The organism is Aquabacterium sp. (assembly GCF_036273115.1).
Lineage (GTDB): Bacteria > Pseudomonadota > Gammaproteobacteria > Burkholderiales > Burkholderiaceae_C > Aquabacterium.
This window is the reverse complement of sequence record NZ_DASUIN010000012.1, coordinates 38,704-58,216: the sequence shown is the minus strand read 5'-3', so window position 1 is coordinate 58,216 and position 19,513 is coordinate 38,704. Positions and strand designations below refer to the sequence as shown.

11 protein-coding genes are annotated in these 19,513 nt (G+C 59.4%); 9 read left to right on the top strand and 2 right to left on the bottom strand.

Going from position 1 to position 19,513, the window contains the following annotated elements; genetic code table 11:
• Window positions 1–42 precede the first annotated feature (42 nt).
• Window positions 43–2,559 carry a DNA topoisomerase (ATP-hydrolyzing) subunit B gene (gene gyrB, locus VFW72_RS04905; RefSeq protein WP_414638775.1) on the top strand — a complete coding sequence of 839 codons (2,517 nt, stop codon included), beginning with the start codon at window positions 43–45 and terminating at the stop codon, window positions 2,557–2,559.
• A 167-nt stretch (window positions 2,560–2,726) separates the two neighbouring features.
• On the top strand, window positions 2,727–4,247 hold the full coding sequence (locus VFW72_RS04900) for a methyl-accepting chemotaxis protein (protein ID WP_329673153.1): 1,521 nt from the start codon (window positions 2,727–2,729) through the stop codon (window positions 4,245–4,247).
• Window positions 4,248–4,251: 4 nt separating this feature from the next.
• Here the strand turns inward: VFW72_RS04900 and VFW72_RS04895 are convergent, their stop codons facing one another.
• Window positions 4,252–4,884 carry a hypothetical protein gene (locus tag VFW72_RS04895; RefSeq protein ID WP_329673152.1) on the bottom strand — a complete coding sequence of 211 codons (633 nt, stop codon included), beginning with the start codon at window positions 4,882–4,884 and terminating at the stop codon, window positions 4,252–4,254.
• Between the two features lie 380 nt (window positions 4,885–5,264).
• Between VFW72_RS04895 and VFW72_RS04890 the strand changes: the two genes are divergently transcribed.
• From VFW72_RS04890 to VFW72_RS04860, 7 genes are all read left to right on the top strand, one after another.
• Window positions 5,265–6,980: a class I SAM-dependent DNA methyltransferase gene (locus tag VFW72_RS04890; protein ID WP_329673151.1), complete on the top strand. Its 1,716-nt coding sequence runs from the start codon at window positions 5,265–5,267 to the stop codon at window positions 6,978–6,980.
• Window positions 6,970–8,322, top strand: a complete 1,353-nt coding sequence (locus VFW72_RS04885; protein WP_329673150.1) for a restriction endonuclease subunit S — start codon at window positions 6,970–6,972, stop codon at window positions 8,320–8,322. The genes VFW72_RS04890 and VFW72_RS04885 overlap by 11 nt, the downstream gene beginning before the upstream one ends.
• Window positions 8,319–9,605, top strand: a complete 1,287-nt coding sequence (locus VFW72_RS04880) for an FRG domain-containing protein (RefSeq protein ID WP_329673149.1) — start codon at window positions 8,319–8,321, stop codon at window positions 9,603–9,605. Before VFW72_RS04885 ends, VFW72_RS04880 begins: the two co-directional genes overlap by 4 nt.
• A complete protein-coding gene (locus tag VFW72_RS04875; RefSeq protein WP_329673148.1) occupies window positions 9,602–11,011 on the top strand; it encodes an ATP-binding protein in 1,410 nt (469 codons plus the stop codon). Before VFW72_RS04880 ends, VFW72_RS04875 begins: the two co-directional genes overlap by 4 nt.
• A gap of 229 nt (window positions 11,012–11,240) precedes the next feature.
• Window positions 11,241–14,390 carry a type I restriction endonuclease subunit R gene (locus VFW72_RS04870; RefSeq protein ID WP_329673147.1) on the top strand — a complete coding sequence of 1,050 codons (3,150 nt, stop codon included), beginning with the start codon at window positions 11,241–11,243 and terminating at the stop codon, window positions 14,388–14,390.
• Between the two features lie 7 nt (window positions 14,391–14,397).
• Complete coding sequence (locus VFW72_RS04865; RefSeq protein WP_329673146.1) at window positions 14,398–15,216, top strand: TlpA disulfide reductase family protein; 819 nt, start codon at window positions 14,398–14,400, stop codon at window positions 15,214–15,216.
• Window positions 15,217–15,308: 92 nt separating this feature from the next.
• Window positions 15,309–16,667, top strand: coding sequence for an EAL domain-containing protein (locus VFW72_RS04860; protein ID WP_329673145.1), 1,359 nt, complete (start codon window positions 15,309–15,311; stop codon window positions 16,665–16,667).
• Between the two features lie 136 nt (window positions 16,668–16,803).
• Here VFW72_RS04860 and VFW72_RS04855 read toward each other — a convergent pair whose 3' ends face one another.
• Window positions 16,804–19,419, bottom strand: a complete 2,616-nt coding sequence (locus tag VFW72_RS04855; protein WP_329673144.1) for a hybrid sensor histidine kinase/response regulator — start codon at window positions 19,417–19,419, stop codon at window positions 16,804–16,806.
• Window positions 19,420–19,513 lie beyond the last annotated feature (94 nt).

Sequence of the window (19,513 nt, the reverse complement as noted above, 5' to 3'; positions counted from 1 at the left end):
GACGACCATGTCGGGGCTCTTTTTTCATTCCAGGGCCCATCAATGAGCGACGTGACGCCAAATCCTGACCAGCAACCTGCAGCCCCGGCCGACACCGGCTATGGCGAAGGCAGCATCCAGATCCTCGAAGGTCTGGAAGCGGTTCGCAAGCGTCCGGGCATGTACATCGGCGACACGTCTGACGGCACCGGTTTGCACCACCTCGTGTTCGAAGTGGTCGACAACTCCATTGACGAAGCCCTGGCTGGCCATTGCGACGACATCGTCGTCACCATCCACACCGACAACTCCATCAGCGTGGTCGACAACGGCCGTGGCATTCCCACCGGCGTGAAGATGGACGACAAGCACGAGCCCAAGCGTTCGGCTGCTGAAATCGCCCTGACCGAACTGCACGCGGGCGGCAAGTTCAACCAGAACAGCTACAAGGTCTCGGGTGGTTTGCACGGCGTGGGCGTGTCTTGCGTGAACGCGCTGTCGAAATGGCTGCGCCTGACCGTGCGCCGCGAAGGCAAGGTCCACCACATCGAATTCCGCAAGGGTGTGCCGCAAGACCGCGTGCTGGAAATGCGCGACGGGTTTGAAGTCAGCCCCATGAAGATCATCGGGGACACCGACAAGCGCGGCACCGAAGTGCACTTCCTGCCCGACGTCGAAATCTTCGCCCAGAACAACGAGTTCCACTACGACATCCTGGCCAAGCGCCTGCGCGAACTGTCGTTCCTGAACAATGGCGTGAAGATTCGCCTGGTTGACGAGCGCAACAACAAGGAAGACAACTTCGCCTACGCCGGTGGTGTCAAAGGCTTTGTCGAGTTCGTCAACAAAGGCAAGCGCACGCTGCACCCCAACATCTTCCATGCCATGGGTGACAAGGTGTCTGAACAAGGCACCAACATCGGCGTGGAAGTGGCCATGCAATGGAACGAGAGCTTCAACGAGTCCGTTCTCTGCTTCACCAACAACATTCCCCAGCGCGACGGCGGCACCCACTTGACCGGCCTGCGCGCGGCCATGACCCGCGTCATCAACAAGTACATCGAAGACAACGAACTGGCCAAGAAAGCCAAGGTCGATGTGACCGGTGACGACATGCGCGAAGGCCTGGCCTGTGTGGTGTCGGTGAAGGTGCCTGAACCCAAGTTCAGCAGCCAGACCAAAGACAAGCTGGTGTCGTCGGAAGTGCGTGCGCCGGTGGAAGACATCGTCTCGCGCTTGTTGACCGACTGGTTGTTGGAAAACCCCTCAGACGCCAAGATCATTTGCGGCAAGATCGTGGACGCCGCCCGCGCTCGTGAAGCCGCGCGCAAGGCCCGCGAAATGACTCGCCGCAAAGGCGTGCTCGACGGCATGGGCCTGCCCGGCAAACTGGCCGATTGCCAGGAAAAAGACCCCGCGCTGTGCGAAATCTACATCGTGGAGGGTGACTCCGCCGGTGGCTCTGCCAAGCAAGGTCGAGACCGTAAGTTCCAGGCCATCTTGCCTCTGCGCGGCAAGATCCTGAACGTGGAAAAAGCGCGCTACGAAAAGCTGCTGACCAGCAATGAAATCATCACGCTGATCACCGCTTTGGGCACTGGCATCGGCAAGGCCGGTGGCACCGACGACTTCAACCCCGATAAGCTCCGCTACCACCGCATCATCATCATGACTGACGCGGACGTCGACGGCGCCCACATTCGTACCCTGCTGCTGACCTTCTTCTTCCGCCAGATGCCTGAACTGGTTGAACGGGGTCACATCTACATTGCCCAGCCGCCTCTCTACAAGGTCAAGCATGGCAAGCAAGAGCAGTATCTGAAAGACGCCCACGCACTGGACGACTACCTGACCAAGGTGGCGCTGGATGGTGCGGTGGTGGAGCCCGGACAAGGCAAACCTTCCATCACAGGTGAAGCTTTGCAGGAATTGGCCAAGGCCTATGTGACCGCCAACAGCGTGGTCGAACGCCTGGGCAACTGGATGGACATCGAAGCTCTGCGCGCCATTGCCAACGGCTTGACCCTGAACCTCGACAGCCTGGCCGACGCCGAAGCCAGCGCCACCGCCTTGAAGGCCGCGCTGCACAACGCCGAAGTCACGGCCGAGTTCGATGCCCGTACCGACAAGCACATCCTGCGCATCAGCCGCATCTTCCACGGCAACACCAAGTACAGCATCATCACGCCTGACTTCGTGCACGGCGCTGACTACGAAGCGTTGGCCAAGGCCGGCACCACCTTCAAGGGCTTGCTGAGCGAAGACGCTGTGGTGCGCCGTGGCGAAGGCGAAAAAGCCAAGGAAGCCAAGGTGGCCGACTTCCGCGCGGCCATGGCCTGGTTGATGACCCAAGCCGAAAACAGCGTGGGCCGCCAGCGCTATAAGGGTCTGGGCGAAATGAACCCAGAACAGCTGTGGGAAACCACGATGGACCCCAATGTGCGCCGCCTGCTGCGTGTGCAGATTGAAGACGCCATCGAAGCCGACCGCGTGTTCACCATGCTGATGGGCGATGAAGTGGAACCACGTCGTGACTTCATTGAATCGAACGCTTTGCGCGCGACGAACATTGACGCTTGACATTGTGTCAATGTCTTGAACGACACGCATAGTGCGCCCACCTGTGCACTATTACCGTCCTGATCGGTCAAGCTCGCCCTTGCTTCTGTCGAAGATGCCCCTACGACCCGCTCTCTCCACGGAGGGCTGGGCGTTGGTATCCATTTTCTGCACAGAAGGGCGTGACCGTGAACTTCAATCGTCGCTTGATTCTCTGCGCCGCGGCGCCTGCCAGTCTGTTCCTGGTCGCTTTGGCGATTTCGCTGTGGGGCTTGATGAGCACCCAGGGCAAGTTCGATCACTACATCACGACTGAACAGGCCACGGCCGACACCGTCAATGAGATGTATGCCCAGGGCCTCCAAATGGGGCAAGCCCTTCGCAACGTGGTAATTGACCCCAGCAACAAGAAGGCTTACGAGAATTTCGAAGCGGCCCAGAAGAAGTACGACGAAGCCTACGCCAAAGCGCAGCAGGCCGGGGCAGGCACCGCCCTCAGCGCGGCGATTCGCGAGCTCGAACCCCTGCGAACCCAGCAAGCCAGCAAGCAGGCCCTTGTGCTCAGTGCCATCAAAACTGACCAGGCTCAGGCCATGGAGGTGCTGAAGAAGGAAGAAACCCCTGCTTGGCGCGAACTGCGTGCTCAGCTGATCGAGCTGGTGGCCAAGAGCCGCGAGATGGCTGCCCTCACCCACAAGGAAACCCAGTCTGCCGGCGACCGGGCTGAACTGATCTCCATGCTGATTGCCGTGGTCGCTGTGGGTGTGTCGATCACGATGCTACTGGTGCTGCGCAAAACGGTGGCCAAGGAACTGGGGGGTGACCCGGCTGATGCGCGCGTTGCATTGCAACACATTGCCAGTGGCGACCTGACCTACCGTGTGAATCAGGGCAGCGACCACGAAGGTTTGCTGGGCGAACTGCAAAAGACCCAGCAACGCCTGCAAGACTTGGTTCGCGAAGTACGCGACAGCACCAACAGCATTCACACGGCCAGTGCCGAAATTGCAGTGGGCAGCCAGGACTTGAGCATGCGTACCGAGCAAACTGCGTCGAGCTTGCAGCAAACGGCTTCTTCCATCATGCAGCTGACCGAAGCGGTGCGCCATTCTGCTGACGCCGCACGCCAGGCCAATCAGCTGGCGGTCTCGGCCACCGAGGTGGCCCAACGGGGTGGCGAAGTGGTGTCGCAAGTCGTGTCTACCATGGGCGAAATCAATGCCAGTTCACAGAAGATTGCCGACATCATTGGCGTCATCGATGGCATTGCTTTCCAGACCAACATCCTGGCTTTGAATGCCGCCGTGGAAGCCGCTCGCGCAGGTGAACAAGGCCGTGGCTTTGCCGTGGTGGCCAGCGAAGTTCGCAGCCTGGCCCAACGCAGCGCCACCGCCGCCAAGGAAATCAAAACCCTCATTGGCGCGTCGGTTGACAAGGTGGAAGGCGGTGCCCGCCTGGTGGCCGATGCAGGTCAGACCATGAACGAAATCGTGGCCTCGGTTCAGCGTGTGACCGACATCGTGGGCGAGATCTCTCATTCCACTCAAGAGCAGTCTGAAGGCATCACCCAGGTCAACCAGGCCATCACGCAGCTGGATCAGATGACTCAGCAAAACGCGGCCCTGGTCGAGCAATCGGCTGCTGCGGCAGAGTCGCTGAAGGACCAGGGTGTGCGTTTGTCAGGCGTGGTGGGTACCTTCCGCCTGTGACACATCAGTCCGGGTACAACACCTGGTAGATGTCAACTGCACTGATACGCCGAACCTGCTCGCGATCATGAATGTCGCTGGTGTCAAAGAAGTAGGCGTACTGAAGCTGTTCCTCGGCTTCTTGTTCCACGATTTCCCAGGCCCGGCACGACGCTGGGTCTGAGATCTCGTCGCGCATCCAGTCGCGTTCGGGCTTGGTGGCCAGGTAATCGGCCATGGCCTCGTAGGTGCGTGCGTAGTTCACCCTGTCTGGCAGGGGCAAGCCACTGGTGTGATAGCCGCTGCACATCATGCGTTCCAGGTCGTCATACACCTTGGCTTGATCCGCAGCCTCCTGGGCGCGGCGCATGGCCTGGTCATGCTCGAACTCACGTTGCCATTCGGGGTTGTATTGCTTGCTCAAGGCGTCTTGCGCCATCTTCAAGTAATGCGCTTCCCGAATACGGGCTTCCTGCGCCAGCACCCCGGGGGTCTGGTTGTCCCGTGTACCGGGTACTTCAACCCGTTCGCCGTTGTCCAGGTATTGGTAGACCAAGGTGGGCGATTGCGTCGCATCCACATCGGGCGGCATGGCCAGTTTGTGTGGGCGAGTCTTGTCGACCCGGTCGGCAATCGTCGTGTGATGAGTGGAAGTCATAGCAATGGGGCACGAGTGCTGAACAAAGCACGGACTGCGCTCATTTCAGTATGCACAGACAGTCGGACGGCAATCGGGACAAAAGCCTGGGGTTTGGCTTCCAATTGCTGCAATTTCCCGGAAAGCGTGCAAATGTCGCGCTCCGCTTGCAAAAGAGAAAACGAATCCGTCGGCTGTCTAACCCTGACAACAGGGTGAGATTGAGTTTCCAGTCATGTGTCCGCTATTCCAAAGTCTTTCTATGCTTGAGCCCCCTCAAGCTTGGAAGAATGATTCTTTGGTTGAGTTGTGTATATCAACAACTCATTCAAAATAACCGTCTTGGTATGCGTAGCGCATGCCAACTCAAATTTTCTGAGAATTAAACAATCAGCCCCGTCATGAACGCCACAGAACAAAAGTTCTTTGAAGACCTAGAAAAGAAGCTCTGGACTGCTGCTGACAAGCTACGTTCATCTCTTGATGCTGCCGTGTACAAGCACGTGGTGCTGGGTCTGCTGTTTTTGAAGTACGTGTCTGACGCCTTTGAAGAGCGCCAACAAGAGTTGGACAAGCAGTTCCGTGACCCCGCCCATGACTACTACATGGACCCAGCCGACTACCCCGACGACTACGAAGCCAATGTGGCCGCCGAGCTGGAGGTGCGCGACTACTACACCGAGAAGAACGTGTTCTGGGTGCCCTTCGAAGCCCGCTGGCAAACCCTGCGCGACTGTGCCCAGTTGCCGCCCAAGGCCGCCCTGCCCTGGAACAAGCCCGGCAAAGACGAGCCCGAAGAGATGCGCACTGTGGGCTGGCTGATCGACAACGCCATGGAGGCCGTGGAGCGTGAGAACAGCAAGCTCAAGAACGTGCTGAACAAAGACTTTGCCCGCACGCAGATTGACAGCCACAAGCTGGCCGATCTGATCGCCCACTTCTCAGACACCAACTTCACCCAGCCCACTTACAACGGCCAGGCCCTGAGCTTGAAGAGCAAAGACGTGCTGGGCCATGTGTACGAATACTTCCTGGGCCAGTTCGCCCTGGCCGAAGGCAAGAAGGGCGGGCAGTACTACACACCCAAGAGCATCGTCACCCTCATCGTTGAAATGCTGCAGCCCTTCAAAGGCCGCGTGTATGACCCGGCCATGGGCTCGGGCGGCTTCTTTGTGCAAAGCGAAGAGTTCATTGAGCAGCACAGCGACAAGGCCGCCAAGCAAGGCAAGGCCAGCAAGACCAGCCAGATCAGCGTGTACGGCCAAGAGAGCAACCCCACCACCTGGAAGCTGGCGGCCATGAACATGGCCATCAGGGGGCTGGATTTCAACTTCGGCGGCCAGCCGGGCGACACCCTGCTCAACGACCTGCACCCCGACTTGCGTGCCGATTACGTGATGGCCAACCCGCCCTTCAACATGAAGGAATGGTGGAATGCCAAGCTGGAGAACGACCCACGCTGGTTGGCGGGCACCCCACCCCAGGGCAACGCCAACTTCGCTTGGTTGCAGCACATGCTCTACCACCTGGCCCCGGCGGGCAGCATGGCGCTGTTGCTGGCCAATGGCTCGATGAGCAGCAACACCAACAACGAAGGCGAGATCCGCAAGACCCTGGTGGAGCGCGACTTTGTGGAATGCATGGTGGCCCTGCCCGGCCAGTTGTTCACCAACACGCAGATCCCGGCGTGCATCTGGTTCCTGACCAAAGACAAGGCCAACGGCTTCAATCTGGACAAAAAGAAGCGCGACCGACGTGGGCAGTTCTTGTTCATTGATGCCCGCCAACTGGGCTATATGAAAGACCGCGTGCTGCGCGACTTCACGCTGGATGACATCCAGAAGGTGGCCGACACCTTCCATGCCTGGCAACACGGCGAGGGCTATGCCGACGTGCCGGGCTTTTGCTATTCGGCCTCACTGGACGACATCCGCAAGCATGAGCACGTGCTGACGCCGGGGCGCTATGTGGGCACCGAAGAGCAGCAGGAAGACGGCGAAGCCTTTGCCGACAAGATGGCGCGGCTGACGGCGCAGTTGGCAGAGCAGTTTGGGGAGAGTGCCAAGCTGGAGGGTGAGATCAAGAAGAACTTGGCGGGGTTGGGGTATGAGTTCTGATTGGCCTGAAGTTCGTATCGAAGAAATCGCCGCAAGTGGTTCGAATGCACTGTCGACGGGCCCATTTGGCTCGGCAATTGGCGCGAAGTTCTTTACTGAATCAGGCGTTCCTGTTATCAGGGGCTCGAATCTAAGTGCAGATGTCGGGGTCAAGCTGGTTGACGAGAATCTTGTTTTTGTGTCGTTCGATAAGGCCAAGGAATTCAGCCGATCGGTAGCCAAACGAGGAGATTTGGTCTTCACTTGTTGGGGCACCATCAATCAAGTCGGGTTGATTCATGAGAGATCCAAGTACCCAGAGTACGTGGTTTCCAACAAGCAGATGAAGTTGACAGTTGACCCAAAGAAGGTCGATTCGAAGTTTCTTTACTACGTGTTCTCTGGCCCAGAAAAGCAACAAGAGCTACTAGCCAATGCGATTGGAGCTGCAGTACCGGGGTTCAATCTTGGTCAACTCAAGAAGCATGCCTTTAGGCTACCTCCTCTCGACGTTCAGCAAAGGATCGTTAGGGTGCTGGACTCGTTAGACACAAGAATTGATGTCAATCGTCGCATCAACCAAACCCTCGAAGCCATGGCCCATGCCATCTTCAAATCATGGTTTGTTGATTTCGACCCCGTCAAAGCCAAGATCGCTGCCAAGCAAGAAGGCCGTGACCCACTGCGCGCCGCCATGTGCGCGATCAGCGGCAAAGCCGATGCCGAACTCGACGCGCTGCCGCCTGAGCAATACGAGCAGCTCGCAGCTACTGCCGCGCTGTTCCCCGATGACTTAGAAGAGTCGGAGTTGGGCGAGATTCCGAAGGGATGGACGGTACAGCGACTTGGTAACGTACTTGAATTGGTTTACGGTAAGGCACTTAAGTCAGCTGATAGACAAGACGGCCATGTGCCTGTGTATGGTTCTGGCGGCATCACCGGTTACCACAACAAGCCGCTTGTGCCGCGTGGTTCAGTCATTGTTGGTCGCAAAGGTACCGTGGGAAGCCTGTACTGGGAAGACAACCCATTTTTCCCCATTGATACGACCTACTACGTTTGCCCTTTGGCAGCACCGCTGACTTTTTGCTATTACGCAATGCAGACTTTGGGGCTAGAGAAGATGAACACCGACGCAGCTGTGCCAGGCCTCAATCGTGAAAATGCCTATCGCCTCGAATTGATTCTCCCAGACTCAGACACGCTGAAACTGTTTGATTTAGAAGCAACGACGCTGCGAAAGGCGATTCGTTCAAACTCGGCTGTAATTAAGGCACTGGCTGATCTTCGCGACACCCTGCTCCCCAAACTCTTGTCCGGCGAACTGTCCGTGAAGGAAGCGGCTGTGGAGGCTGAGGCATGAACGAGGCCGTCACTCCCCCGGCCGAAGCGCCGTCCCAAGAGTCCAGTGACTACTTTGAAAAAGTCCCACGTTGGAGCGCAGACAGCAAAGCCAAACGCTTTGAGGTGATGGCGGATGTTGTCAGTGACCGCATCCCGGTCACGCGGCTGGAATCCTGGCGCGATTTCACCGATCTGTTAGAGAGTGACTTCTTCAATCGCCCCGGTGTGCAATTGGTGTTTCGCGGTCACAGGCGCTTCGACTGGAGCTTGATGCCCACCTTGGGGCGCTTGACCTCCAATGGCATCGTCACCGAGGCGCTGGCCCAAGCTCAGTTGGAACGCTTCAAGCGTGCAGTGCGTGGTCGGCTTTCGGATGCGGCCATGGTGGATGAGGACGACGAGTTGTGGTCCGTCGGCCAGCACCATGGCTTGATGACGCCCTTGCTGGACTGGACCTATTCACCTTACGTGGCGCTGTTCTTTGCCTTCCACAAAGAGGACAGCAAGGAAGAGGCCGCCAACCCCTACCGGGCGGTATATGTGCTCAACAAGAGCTTCCTGGCGGAGCACGAGGGCGAAACGGGCATACGTGTGTGGGAGCCCCGCAAAGACGACCACGGGCGCCTCGTGAACCAAGCAGGCTTGTTCACCTTTTCACCCACAGACGCCACCATTGAAAACAAGCTGGCCACCGTGCTGGCTGACGACGAGCTGTTTGAGGATGAAGAGTTGCGCTCTGCATCTGAGGATGAGCAGCCCGGCATTCTGGCCAAGTACATCTGCAAGATCTACATCCGCAATGAGGAACGCGATGCTTGCCTGCGCCATTTGCGCCGCATGAACGTGCACCACGCCAGCCTGTTCCCGGACTTGCTGGGGGCATCGGAGTATTGCAATGTCATCACCACTGAAGCGGAGATGGCTGAGGCCGTTCAACAGCGCAGCAAGCATCACGAAGCGACGGTCACCGAGCAAGTGACCGCAATGGATCAGATCGATGCAACGGTGAGTTCGGCCACGTCGCAGGCTACGCTGACCAGCATTGAAGATCTACTGCGGCAACCTGTTGGGGCCGAGCAGGTGGAGCCAGGCCGCATTGCGCTCATGGCCGAAGAGCTGGCTTCCTCCATCGCCAAGAACAAGGTGGTTGATTGGGAAACCCGCGACACCGTCCAGGCTAGGTTGCGAAATATCGTGCGCGTGGTGTTACGAAAGTTTGGCTACCCTCAGTCACTGCGTGAACAGGTGGTCGAGCAGGTTTTGACATTGTCTAAGTTGACGGATGGGGGTGACCCAGCATGACGATCACCATCGCACAGATCGACCTCTGGCGAGGCCTGGCCTCTGAAACCCAAAACCTCGAATTCAAAGAGGCGAGCACCCAGTACGACACGCGCAAGCTGTGCCGATACTGTGTGGCCATTGCCAACGAAGGTGGCGGGCACTTGGTGCTGGGTGTTGCTGACAAGCCGCCGCGCCCAGTGGTTGGCAGCCAGGCCTTTCCAGACGCCCAGGACATTGCCGAAAAGCTTTTCCACTGGGTAGGCTTTCGAGTGGACGTCGAGGCCGTGGCGCATCCTTCGGGCCGGGTGGTGGTGTTCAGCATCCCGGGTCGGCCCAAGGGCACAGCCTATCACTACGAGGGCGCCTACCTTATGCGCTCCGGCGAAGAGCTCGTGCCAATGACCGAAGACCAACTGCGCAAGATCTTCGCAGAGGGGCAGCCCAGTTGGCTCGACAACCCGGCCTTGAAGGATGTGTCTTCGCAAGACGTGGTGCAGTTGCTGGACACTCAGACCTTCTTTGACTTGATGCGCTTGCCCTATCCAACGGACCAGGCAGGAGTGTTGGCGCGATTGCTGGATGAGCGCTTGATCGAGCGCAGCGGCGCGGGGTTCAATATCCTGCACATGGGCGCGGTGCTGCTGGCCAAAAACATGAGGCAGTTCCCCGACATCAGCCGCAAGGCGGCCCGGGTGATCGTTTATGAGGGTGAGTCCAAGATGAAGACGGTCTCCGACGTGACCGGCGAGAAGGGCTACGCCGTGGGCTTTGCGGGGCTGGTGCAGTACGTGATGGGCAAACTGCCTCAGAACGAGGTGATTGAGGGGGCCATCCGCAAAGAGGTGAAGCTGTTGCCAGAGGTGGTGGTGCGAGAGCTGCTGGCCAATGCGCTCATTCACCAAGACTTCGACATGGGCGGTGCATCACCCGTGGTGGAGGTGTTCAGCAACCGGGTGGAAATCTCTAATCCTGGCGAACCCATTGTGCCGGTGGAGCGGTTCATTGACGGCTACCAATCCCGCAACGAGCGCTTGGCCGATTTGATGCGGCGCTTTGGCATTTGTGAAGAAAAGAGCAGTGGCATTGACCGGGTTATTGAGGCTGCGGAGTTGATGCAACTGCCTGCACCGGAGTTCCTGACCAGCCATCGGCGCACCATCGTGGTCATCCACGGGCCGCGTTCGTTCAAGGACATGAACGGTGGGGATCGGGTGCGGGCGTGCTACCAACACTGCGTGCTTCAGTACGTGTTACGCAAGCAGATGACCAATCAATCCCTGCGCGAGCGGTTCGGATTACCCGAAGGCAGTAGCAACACGGTGTCGCAGATCATCACATCCACCGTTGAACAAGGCTTGGTCAAGAACGATCCGAACGCACCGGACTCGAAACGTTACGCGAGATACATTCCGGCATGGGCCTGACCGCTATTTCATCGCTACCCCGCTCCAAGGGCTTCAAACAAGCTAAGCCATTGATTTGTATGGAATTTCTTATTTCATCGCAAACGATGAGGCCGACTTTCGTGGAGCTCCTCAGTTTTGAGGCCGGAGCTCCTCATATTTGCGGTGCAGCTCCTAAGGTTTGCCGGGCAGCTCCTCATGTTTGGCGTTACAACTTCGCAGGCAGCGGCAGGTACATGAGGGCCCCAACATGTTGAACGAACAACAACTCGAAGATCTCTGCCTGGGTTGGTTTCAAGAGGCCGGCTGGCACTTTGCCCACGGCCCCGACATCGCACTCGACAGCAACGCGCCCGAACGCACTGATTACCGGCAGGTGGTGCTGCGTGAGCGGCTGCTGGCCGCGCTGGCCCGCATCAACCCCCACATGCCGCCGGCCGCCCTGGAGCAAGCTGCCCATGCCCTGCATACCGTGAGCGAGCCGCAAATGGTGGTGCGCAACCGCAGCGTGCACCGCCTTTTGCTCAACGGTGTGATGGTCGAGTTTGCGGTGGGCGATGACAAGAAGGCCGACCTGGTCCATTTCATCGACTTTGCCCAGCCCAGCAACAACGATTTTCTGGTGGTAAACCAGTTCACCATCACTGGCACCAAGCAGCCACGCCGGCCCGATGTGATCGCCTTCGTGAACGGCCTGCCTCTGGCCGTGGTGGAGCTGAAGAACCCCGCCAATGAGCAAACCGATGTGTGGGATGCCTTCAACCAGCTGCAAACCTACAAAGACGAAATCAGCGACCTGTTCAACAGCAACGCCGCCCTGGTTGTGAGTGATGGCTTCACTGCCCGCGTGGGCTCGCTCACGGCCAATGCCGAACGTATGCTGCCCTGGCGCACCGTGGCCAATGAGAACGACCGGCCACGCTTGCAGATGGAGCTGGAAACCGTGGTGCGCGGCTTTTTCAAGCCTGAGCTGTTTCTGGACTATGTGCGGCACTTCGTGCTGTTTGAGCAAGACGGCGACAGCATCATCAAAAAGATCGCGGGCTACCACCAGTTCCATGCCGTGCGTGAAGCGGTGCGGGCCACGGTGATTGCTGCGCAAGACGCCGGCAAAGGCCTGGTGGAAGTGCATGAAGAGCGCGCCACTTATGGCAAAGAGGTGAAGCCGGGCTCGCGCAAGGCCGGCGTGGTGTGGCACACCCAAGGCTCGGGCAAAAGCATCACCATGGCCTGTTATGCGGGCAAGCTGCTGCAACAGCCCGAGATGAAAAATCCCACACTGGTGGTGGTGACCGACCGCAACGACCTGGACGGCCAACTGTTCGCCACCTTCTGCGCGGCCAGCGACCTGCTCAAGACCACGCCCGTGCAAGCCGGTGGCCGCGATGAGCTGCGCGACATGCTGGCCTCACGCGAGGCAGGCGGCATCATCTTCACCACCGTGCAGAAGTTCGGCTTGCAAGAAGGCGAAGAGGTGCACCCCCTGCTTTCTGGCCGCAGCAACATCGTGGTCATCTCTGACGAGGCACACCGCAGCCAGTACGGCACCAAGGGCAGGTTGGACACCAAAACCGGCAAGTACGTGTTTGGCTATGCCAAGCACCTGCGCGATGCCTTGAAGAATGCCACCTTCATCGGCTTCACGGGCACCCCCATTGCCCTGGAAGACAAAGACACCCGCGCCGTGTTTGGTGATTACGTCAGCATCTATGACATCCAAGATGCCGTGGATGACGGCGCGACGGTGCCCATCTATTACGAAAGCCGCCTAGCCAAGCTCGATGTCAACCAGGCTGAGATCGACCAGCTCAACGAGCAGGTTGACGAGGTGGTGGAAGACGAAGAAGACATTGCCAGCCGTGAGAAGACCAAGAGCGAATGGGCCGCGCTGGAAAAGCTGGTGGGCTCAGAGCCCCGGCTGCAACAGGTGGCGCGCGATCTGATCGAGCACTTCGATGCGCGCATCTCGGTGGTGGAAGGCAAGGCCATGATCGTGTGCATGAGCCGCGACATCTGCGCACACCTCTACAACGCCATCGTGGCCTTGCGGCCAGATTGGCACAGCGATGACCCTGAACAAGGCGCCATCAAGATCGTGATGACGGGCTCTGCCGCAGACAAGGCCTTGTTGCAGCCGCACCTGTACAGCAAGCAAGTCAAGAAGCGCCTGGAGGCGCGCTTCAAAGACGTGAAAGACCCGTTGAAGCTGGTGATCGTGCGTGATATGTGGCTGACAGGCTTTGACGCGCCCTGCTGCCATACCATGTACATCGACAAGCCGATGAAGGGCCACAACCTGATGCAGGCCATTGCCCGCGTCAACCGGGTATTCAAGAACAAGCCGGGCGGCCTGGTGGTCGATTACATCGGCATTGCGAACGAACTCAAGGCTGCGCTGAAGACCTACACCGATGCCCAGGGCAAGGGTGACCCGACCCACAACGCGGCCGAGGCCTTGTCTGTTTTGCTGGAGAAGCTGGACATCGTGCGCGGCATGATGCATGGCTTCGACTACAGCGCCTTTGAAACTCAAGCCCTCCAGTTGCTAGTTCCAGCTGCCAACCACATCTTGGGCCAGAAAGACGGCAAGACGCGCTTCCTGGACACCATGGTGGCAGTGGCCAAAGCCTTCTCGCTGTGCGGAACACTGGAAGAGGCCGAGGGCTTGCGCAAGGAGATCGCCTTCTTCTCGGCCATCAAAGCGGCCATTGCTAAGTTCACCACCGTCGACAAGAAACGCAGTGATGCCGAGAAGAACAGCGCGCTCAAGCAGATCTTGGACAACGCCATCGTGTCGGAAGGCGTGGCCGATGTGTTCGCGCTGGCCGGGCTGGACAAGCCCAACATTGGCTTGCTGTCGGAAGAGTTCCTTGAAGACGTGCGGCAGATGAAGACACGCAACCTGGCCGTGGAGCTGCTGGAGAAGCTGCTGCGTGACGAGATCAAGGCACGCGCACGCAACAACGTCATCCAGGAAAAAAAGTACGGCGACCGCTTGTTGGAGACGCTGCGCAAGTATCACAACCGCGCCATTGAAACAGCCCAGGTGATCGAAGAGCTGATCGCCATGGCCAAAGAGTTTCAGGCCGAGTTGGAGCGAGAGCAGGCCTTGGGCCTTGGCCCCGATGAGATCGCTTTCTACGACGCCTTGGCCAACAACGAAAGCGCGGTTCGCGAATTGGGTGACGAGACGCTCAAGAAGATTGCCATTGAACTTACGGACAAGCTTCGATCCAGTACCACTGTTGATTGGCAAGTGAGAGAGAGCGTGAGAGCCAAATTGCGAATCTTGGTGCGTCGAACCTTGCAGAGATGGAAGTATCCCCCTGATCAACAGTTGGAGGCAGTGGAGTTGGTTTTGAAGCAGGCCGAGACTTTGTCGAATATTTGGTCCGCTTGATGGAACCATGCCCCCCTCCCTCCACCTAGGCCCCCTGGCCCTTTCCACTTCCTACCTCATCACCCTGGCGTCTTTTTTCTTGGGCAGCTGGGTGGCCGGTTGGCTGGCACGCCGCGCCGGGGTGGACCTGAGCCGCCATACCTGGCGCATCGGCGTGGTGGCGCTGCTGGTGGCTCGCCTGGCTTTCGTGTGGCGCTTTCGCGCAGCCTATGCCGATTCACCTTGGGGCGTGCTCAACATTCGCGATGGTGGGTGGGATGCCCAAGCCGGCTTGGTGGCAGCATGGCTGTATGCCCTGGTGCTGATGCGAAAGCAGGCCCTGTGGCGCAAGCCCTTGCTGGCCGCCATGGTCACGGCTTCGGTGGTGTGGGCGGCGGGCACGCTGGCCTTGATGGGCAGCACCCAGCAGGCGCCGGCCTTGCCGGCCATCAGCTTGCCCGGTTTGAATGCGGACATGCAGCCCGTGTCGTTGACCAGCTTTCGTGGCAAGCCGGTGGTGGTGAATCTGTGGGCCACGTGGTGCCCGCCTTGCCAGCGCGAGATGCCGGTGCTGCACCGCGGCCAGCAAGTGCATACCGATGTGCACTATGTGTTTGTGAACCAGGGCGAATCAGCCGCCGAGGTTCAGGCCTATCTGCAGCGCCATGGCTTCACACTGAGCAATATGCTGCTGGACCCGAAGGGCCAGGTGGCGGCCCGCTTTGCGGCTGCTGGCTACCCCACCACCTTGTTCTTTGACGCCCAGGGGCGCCTGGTGGCGCAGCGCATGGGCGAGGTGTCTTGGGCCACCTTGAGCGAACAGGTGGCGCGAATCCGCGGGTCGTGAAAAAGCACCCCAGTTTGGTGCGCGTCGGGCTGGTGGGCTCAAGTGCTTGAAGGCTTGACCGATGACGTCAGAACCTGCATTCAAGTCTCTCGATGTCTGCCAGTCACGGTTCCGCCAAATCTCCGCCGCCATACAGCCCCGGATCCAGCGACAAGCACCGTCGCCGGATCCGCATGCTGCTGTTGTCGTGCAGCGGCATCCTCCTGACCGTGGGCGGTGGGTGGTGGATCTACTATCTGCTGAAAGCCAAGTGGCTGTTGATGGGGCTGTCTTTGGCCCTGGTGTGCGTGGGCGCGGCCATTCTGGGCCTGGTGCTGACACGTCGCATGCGTGCAGCCGCCTTGCTGACCGTGCCCAGCGTGTTGCTGGTGGTGGCGGGGTTTTCCTTGCTGGATGTGCCCACCCCCGGGGCGCCTCGCACAGCCCATTTCCACTTGTTGTCGCTGGCGGCGGGCGCGAATTTGCTGTTTCGAACCGACAAGCCTTTGTTGCGGTTTGGCTTGCCGCTGCTGAGCCTGGTGTGCTTCCTGGTGCTGGGCGCCGGCGACATTGGCGTGCACATACCCGAGTTGTTGCCCCCGCTGGAGGTGCGCGTGATTGGGGTCTGGCTGAACTACGCCACCTTCATCGTGACACTGGGCGCCATTCTGATCATCATGCAGGCCGATGTGGCGGAGCGTAATGGCTTGGAGGCCGACCTGCGCCGTGCGATTGCCGAGGGCCAGTTTCTGCTGCATTACCAGCCGCAAACGAATGACGACGGCCATGTGCTGGGCGCCGAGGTGTTGCTGCGCTGGCAACACCCCAAGCGCGGCATGATTTCGCCGAATCGCTTCATTCCGATGGCCGAAGAAACGGGCTTGATTGTGCCCATTGGCGAATGGGTGCTGAAGACGGCGTGCGCCCAGCTCAAGGTCTGGTCAAGTGAGCCTGCCAGGTCGCATTTGACGCTGGCGGTGAACATCAGCGCCACGCAGCTTCGTCAGCCTGATTTTGTGCCGCTGGTGCTGGGCATTGTCGAGCGCAGTGGCATTGATCCGTCTCGCCTCAAGCTGGAGCTGACCGAGAGCATGCTGGTCAAGGACATTGAAGATGTCATCAACAAGATGGCAGCCTTGAAAGCCCATGGCCTGACCTTCTCGCTAGACGACTTCGGCACGGGCTTTTCGTCGCTGAACTACCTCAAGCGTTTGCCTTTGGACCAGCTGAAGATCGACCAGTGCTTCGTGCGCGATGTGCTGACCGACAAGAACGACAAAGCCATTGCCCGTACGCTGATTTCCATGAGTGACAGCCTGGGCTTGTCGGTGATCGCCGAAGGCGTGGAAACCGAGAGCCAGCGCGGCTGGCTGCGCGAAAACGGCTGCAACCTCTACCAGGGCTATCTGTTCGGCAAGCCGATGCCAGTCGACCAGTTTGAAGAGTTGGTGGGCCGCTCGCTCAAAGCTTGAAGCGGGTGTTGAACACGGTGTTGAGCTGACTGGGCAGGCGCCGTACAGGGTTCGCAGCAGAGTGAGGTCAGCGCAGTGCCCATTGGCAGATGGCGTTCTGTGGCCCAAGTCCTTTGGGCCTCCCCGTGTGGGTTGATTACGCGACCGCTTCTTCCAGATAAGCGCGCAAGGTGTTGTGCGTCATCTCAGCGATGGCTTGCAAATGGGCCAGGGCCTGGTTTGCTCCGATGGAGTCTGCTGCCTTGCTGGCCACTTCGATGTCGTTGCACACAGCCGCCAGCTCGCTGGCGCCCATGGACAGTGAGCTGCCTTTCAACAGGTGGGCCAGAGCATGGGCTTCGGGCCACTGCTGGTTGCGGACCAGTTGGGTCAGTTCATTGACTTTCTGGGTCATGTCGTCAGCGTAGGTCTGGGCCAGAGGGGCAAAGTCGTCACCCAGCAAGGCCTTGACCTCATCAAAGCCAGCGTGGCTGGCTCGCGGGGTAGCTGGCGCAGTGGCTGGGGATTCCGGGGCATTGGCTTGAGCGGCCGATACACCAGATTCGGTGCGCAGCGGCAGCCACTGGCTGAGCTTGTCAAGCAAGGCTTCTGGGCGAATGGGCTTGCTGAGGTAGTCGTCCATGCCGGCGGCCAGGCAGCGCTCGGCATTGCCCTCCATGGCATTGGCGGTCAGGGCAATGATGGGCAAGCGATGGGTGGCTTGGGTATCGGCTTCCCGCTGGCGGATCTGCTTGGTGGCTTCATAGCCATCCATTTCGGGCATCTGGCAGTCCATCAGCACCAGATCGAAGGGCAGCATGTTGACCATGTTGCATGCCTCGATGCCACTGGCTGCGACGTCGACCATGCAGCCATAGCGCTGCAGCATGATGGCCGCGACCTTCTGGTTCACGGCGTTGTCATCGACCACCAGAATGCGGCAGTTGGCAAATGAGCGCGCATGCGGGGTGCGGGTGTCACTTTCTTCCAGCAGGGCCGTGAGCCCGTGGCGGGTGATGAAGTCCAGCGGGCGCGGTGGCGGGCTGAGGGTGGCATCGACCAGGGTTCTGACATCACGCCGCCGGATGGGGCTGCACAGGTAGGCGGTGAAGCCGGCATCCTTGAAGGGTTGAATATCAGACTGGCGTGACGAGGGGCCCAAGGCGATCAGGCGGGTGCGTTTCAGCACGGGGTCGTCTTGCAGCGAGGTGGCCAGAGTCAGGCCATCCAGCCCTTCGGTGTTCAGCGCCAGAATGGCCACGTCAAACGGTTGCCCATCGTCGGCGGCGTCTTGAATGGCATTGAAGGCGTCAAAGCCGCCTTCGCATTCGGTGGCGGCGTAGCCCAGCCGTTCCAGTTCCTCGCGCAGCACTTGGCGGGTCAGGGGGTGGGGGGCGGTTAGCAGCACCCGAGCCCCGGCATGAGGGCTGGGGCCAGTCTGCTGGTCGGCTTGCGCGTCAGCGGCGGTGGGGTCGACGGGCAAGTTCAGCGTGAACCAGAAGGTGCTGCCGTGGCCGGGCTCGCTGTCGACATTGATTTCCCCGCCCATCAGCTCGACCAGCTGTTTCGAGATGGCCAGACCCAGGCCCGTTCCACCATAAACACGGGTGGTGGAGGTGTCGGCCTGTGAGAACTTCTGGAACAGGCGTTTGCGTTGTTCCTCCGTCAAGCCAATGCCGGTGTCGGTAACCTTGACACGCAGGTGAGCCAGGGTGTCGGTCGGGGCCGCTTGCTCGATCTCGATGATGACTTCGCCTTCTTTGGTGAATTTGATGGCGTTGCTCATCAGATTCGAGATGACCTGGCGGATGCGACCGGGGTCGCCCACCAGATGCTCGGGCAGTTGCGGGTCAACGCGCAGGATCAGGTCCAGGCCTTTTTTCTCGGCGGCCAGAAGCTGGAACTCGGCCAGAGACTCGGCCAGGTTGCGCATGCAAAACGGAATGGGCTCGATTGCGAGCTTGCCTGCCTCGATTTTGGAGAAGTCGAGGATGTCGTTGATCAGGCCCAGCAGGCTTTCTGCGCTGCCGCGCGCCACTTCGGCGAATTCCTTCTGCTGAGGCTTCAGGTCGGTACCCAGAAGCAAGCCCAGCATGCCGATGACGCCGTTCATGGGGGTGCGAATCTCGTGGCTCATGTTGGCCAGGAACTCGCTTTTCGATTGGCTGGCAATTTCAGCGGCCACACGGGCTTCGCGCATGCGCCGACGCAGATCGCTGTTGTAGCCCCCGAAGGCGGCAAACCAGGGCAGCACGGCACACAGCACGGCCAGGTGCAGCAACTCGGCGCGCTGGTTCAGGCCCGAATTCCCAACGTACAGGCCCCAGAGGGTGTCAACCGCATACAAGGCCGCCCCAAAGAAGGCAATGCGGATCATCTGTCGCAGGTTCAGTTTGAACATGCCGAAGGTGATGGGCACGATGTACATCATCAGGAACATGCCGCGGGCTTCGGTCTGGGCGTAGTGAACCGGGATGATGCCCACGAAGCAGCACGCGAAGATTTGCTCCTGCGTGAGGCTGGGGTCCTTGAACTTGAGGTTCCAGTCGAAACGGATCAGGGCATAGAAAGTGAGGTTCACGACGACGATGGCCGCCGTCATGATCCAGATGGCTTTCTGCTCGACGAAGCCCAATGCCGAGGCCAGGCTGGTCAGCACGATGGTGATGGCGTAGGTGGCCAACGCCATCAGAAAGCGTGACATGCGAAGGGCCTGCGCCTCGTTGTCGTGAGGCAGGGCGCAGGCAATGCGGGCTAGGAGAGATCGGGCCATGGTCGGTATTCGACGCAAGCACTTCAAGATTGCACCACCTGGCCTGAGGAATCCGTGCGGCATGTCACACCCAGGCGGGTTTTATTTGATGGGG

What these genes read in the sequence shown, in the direction of transcription:
- VFW72_RS04880 (WP_329673149.1), top strand. Translation starts at nt 8,319, where the DNA reads ATGAACGAGGCCGTCACTCCCCCGGCCGAAGCGCCGTCCCAAGAGTCC.
- VFW72_RS04890 (WP_329673151.1), top strand. Translation starts at nt 5,265, where the DNA reads ATGAACGCCACAGAACAAAAGTTCTTTGAAGACCTAGAAAAGAAGCTC.
- VFW72_RS04860 (WP_329673145.1), top strand. Translation starts at nt 15,309, where the DNA reads ATGTCTGCCAGTCACGGTTCCGCCAAATCTCCGCCGCCATACAGCCCC.
- VFW72_RS04865 (WP_329673146.1), top strand. Translation starts at nt 14,398, where the DNA reads ATGCCCCCCTCCCTCCACCTAGGCCCCCTGGCCCTTTCCACTTCCTAC.
- gyrB (WP_414638775.1), top strand. Translation starts at nt 43, where the DNA reads ATGAGCGACGTGACGCCAAATCCTGACCAGCAACCTGCAGCCCCGGCC.
- VFW72_RS04870 (WP_329673147.1), top strand. Translation starts at nt 11,241, where the DNA reads ATGTTGAACGAACAACAACTCGAAGATCTCTGCCTGGGTTGGTTTCAA.
- VFW72_RS04885 (WP_329673150.1), top strand. Translation starts at nt 6,970, where the DNA reads ATGAGTTCTGATTGGCCTGAAGTTCGTATCGAAGAAATCGCCGCAAGT.
- VFW72_RS04895 (WP_329673152.1), bottom strand. Translation starts at nt 4,884, where the DNA reads ATGACTTCCACTCATCACACGACGATTGCCGACCGGGTCGACAAGACT.
- VFW72_RS04855 (WP_329673144.1), bottom strand. Translation starts at nt 19,419, where the DNA reads ATGGCCCGATCTCTCCTAGCCCGCATTGCCTGCGCCCTGCCTCACGAC.
- VFW72_RS04875 (WP_329673148.1), top strand. Translation starts at nt 9,602, where the DNA reads ATGACGATCACCATCGCACAGATCGACCTCTGGCGAGGCCTGGCCTCT.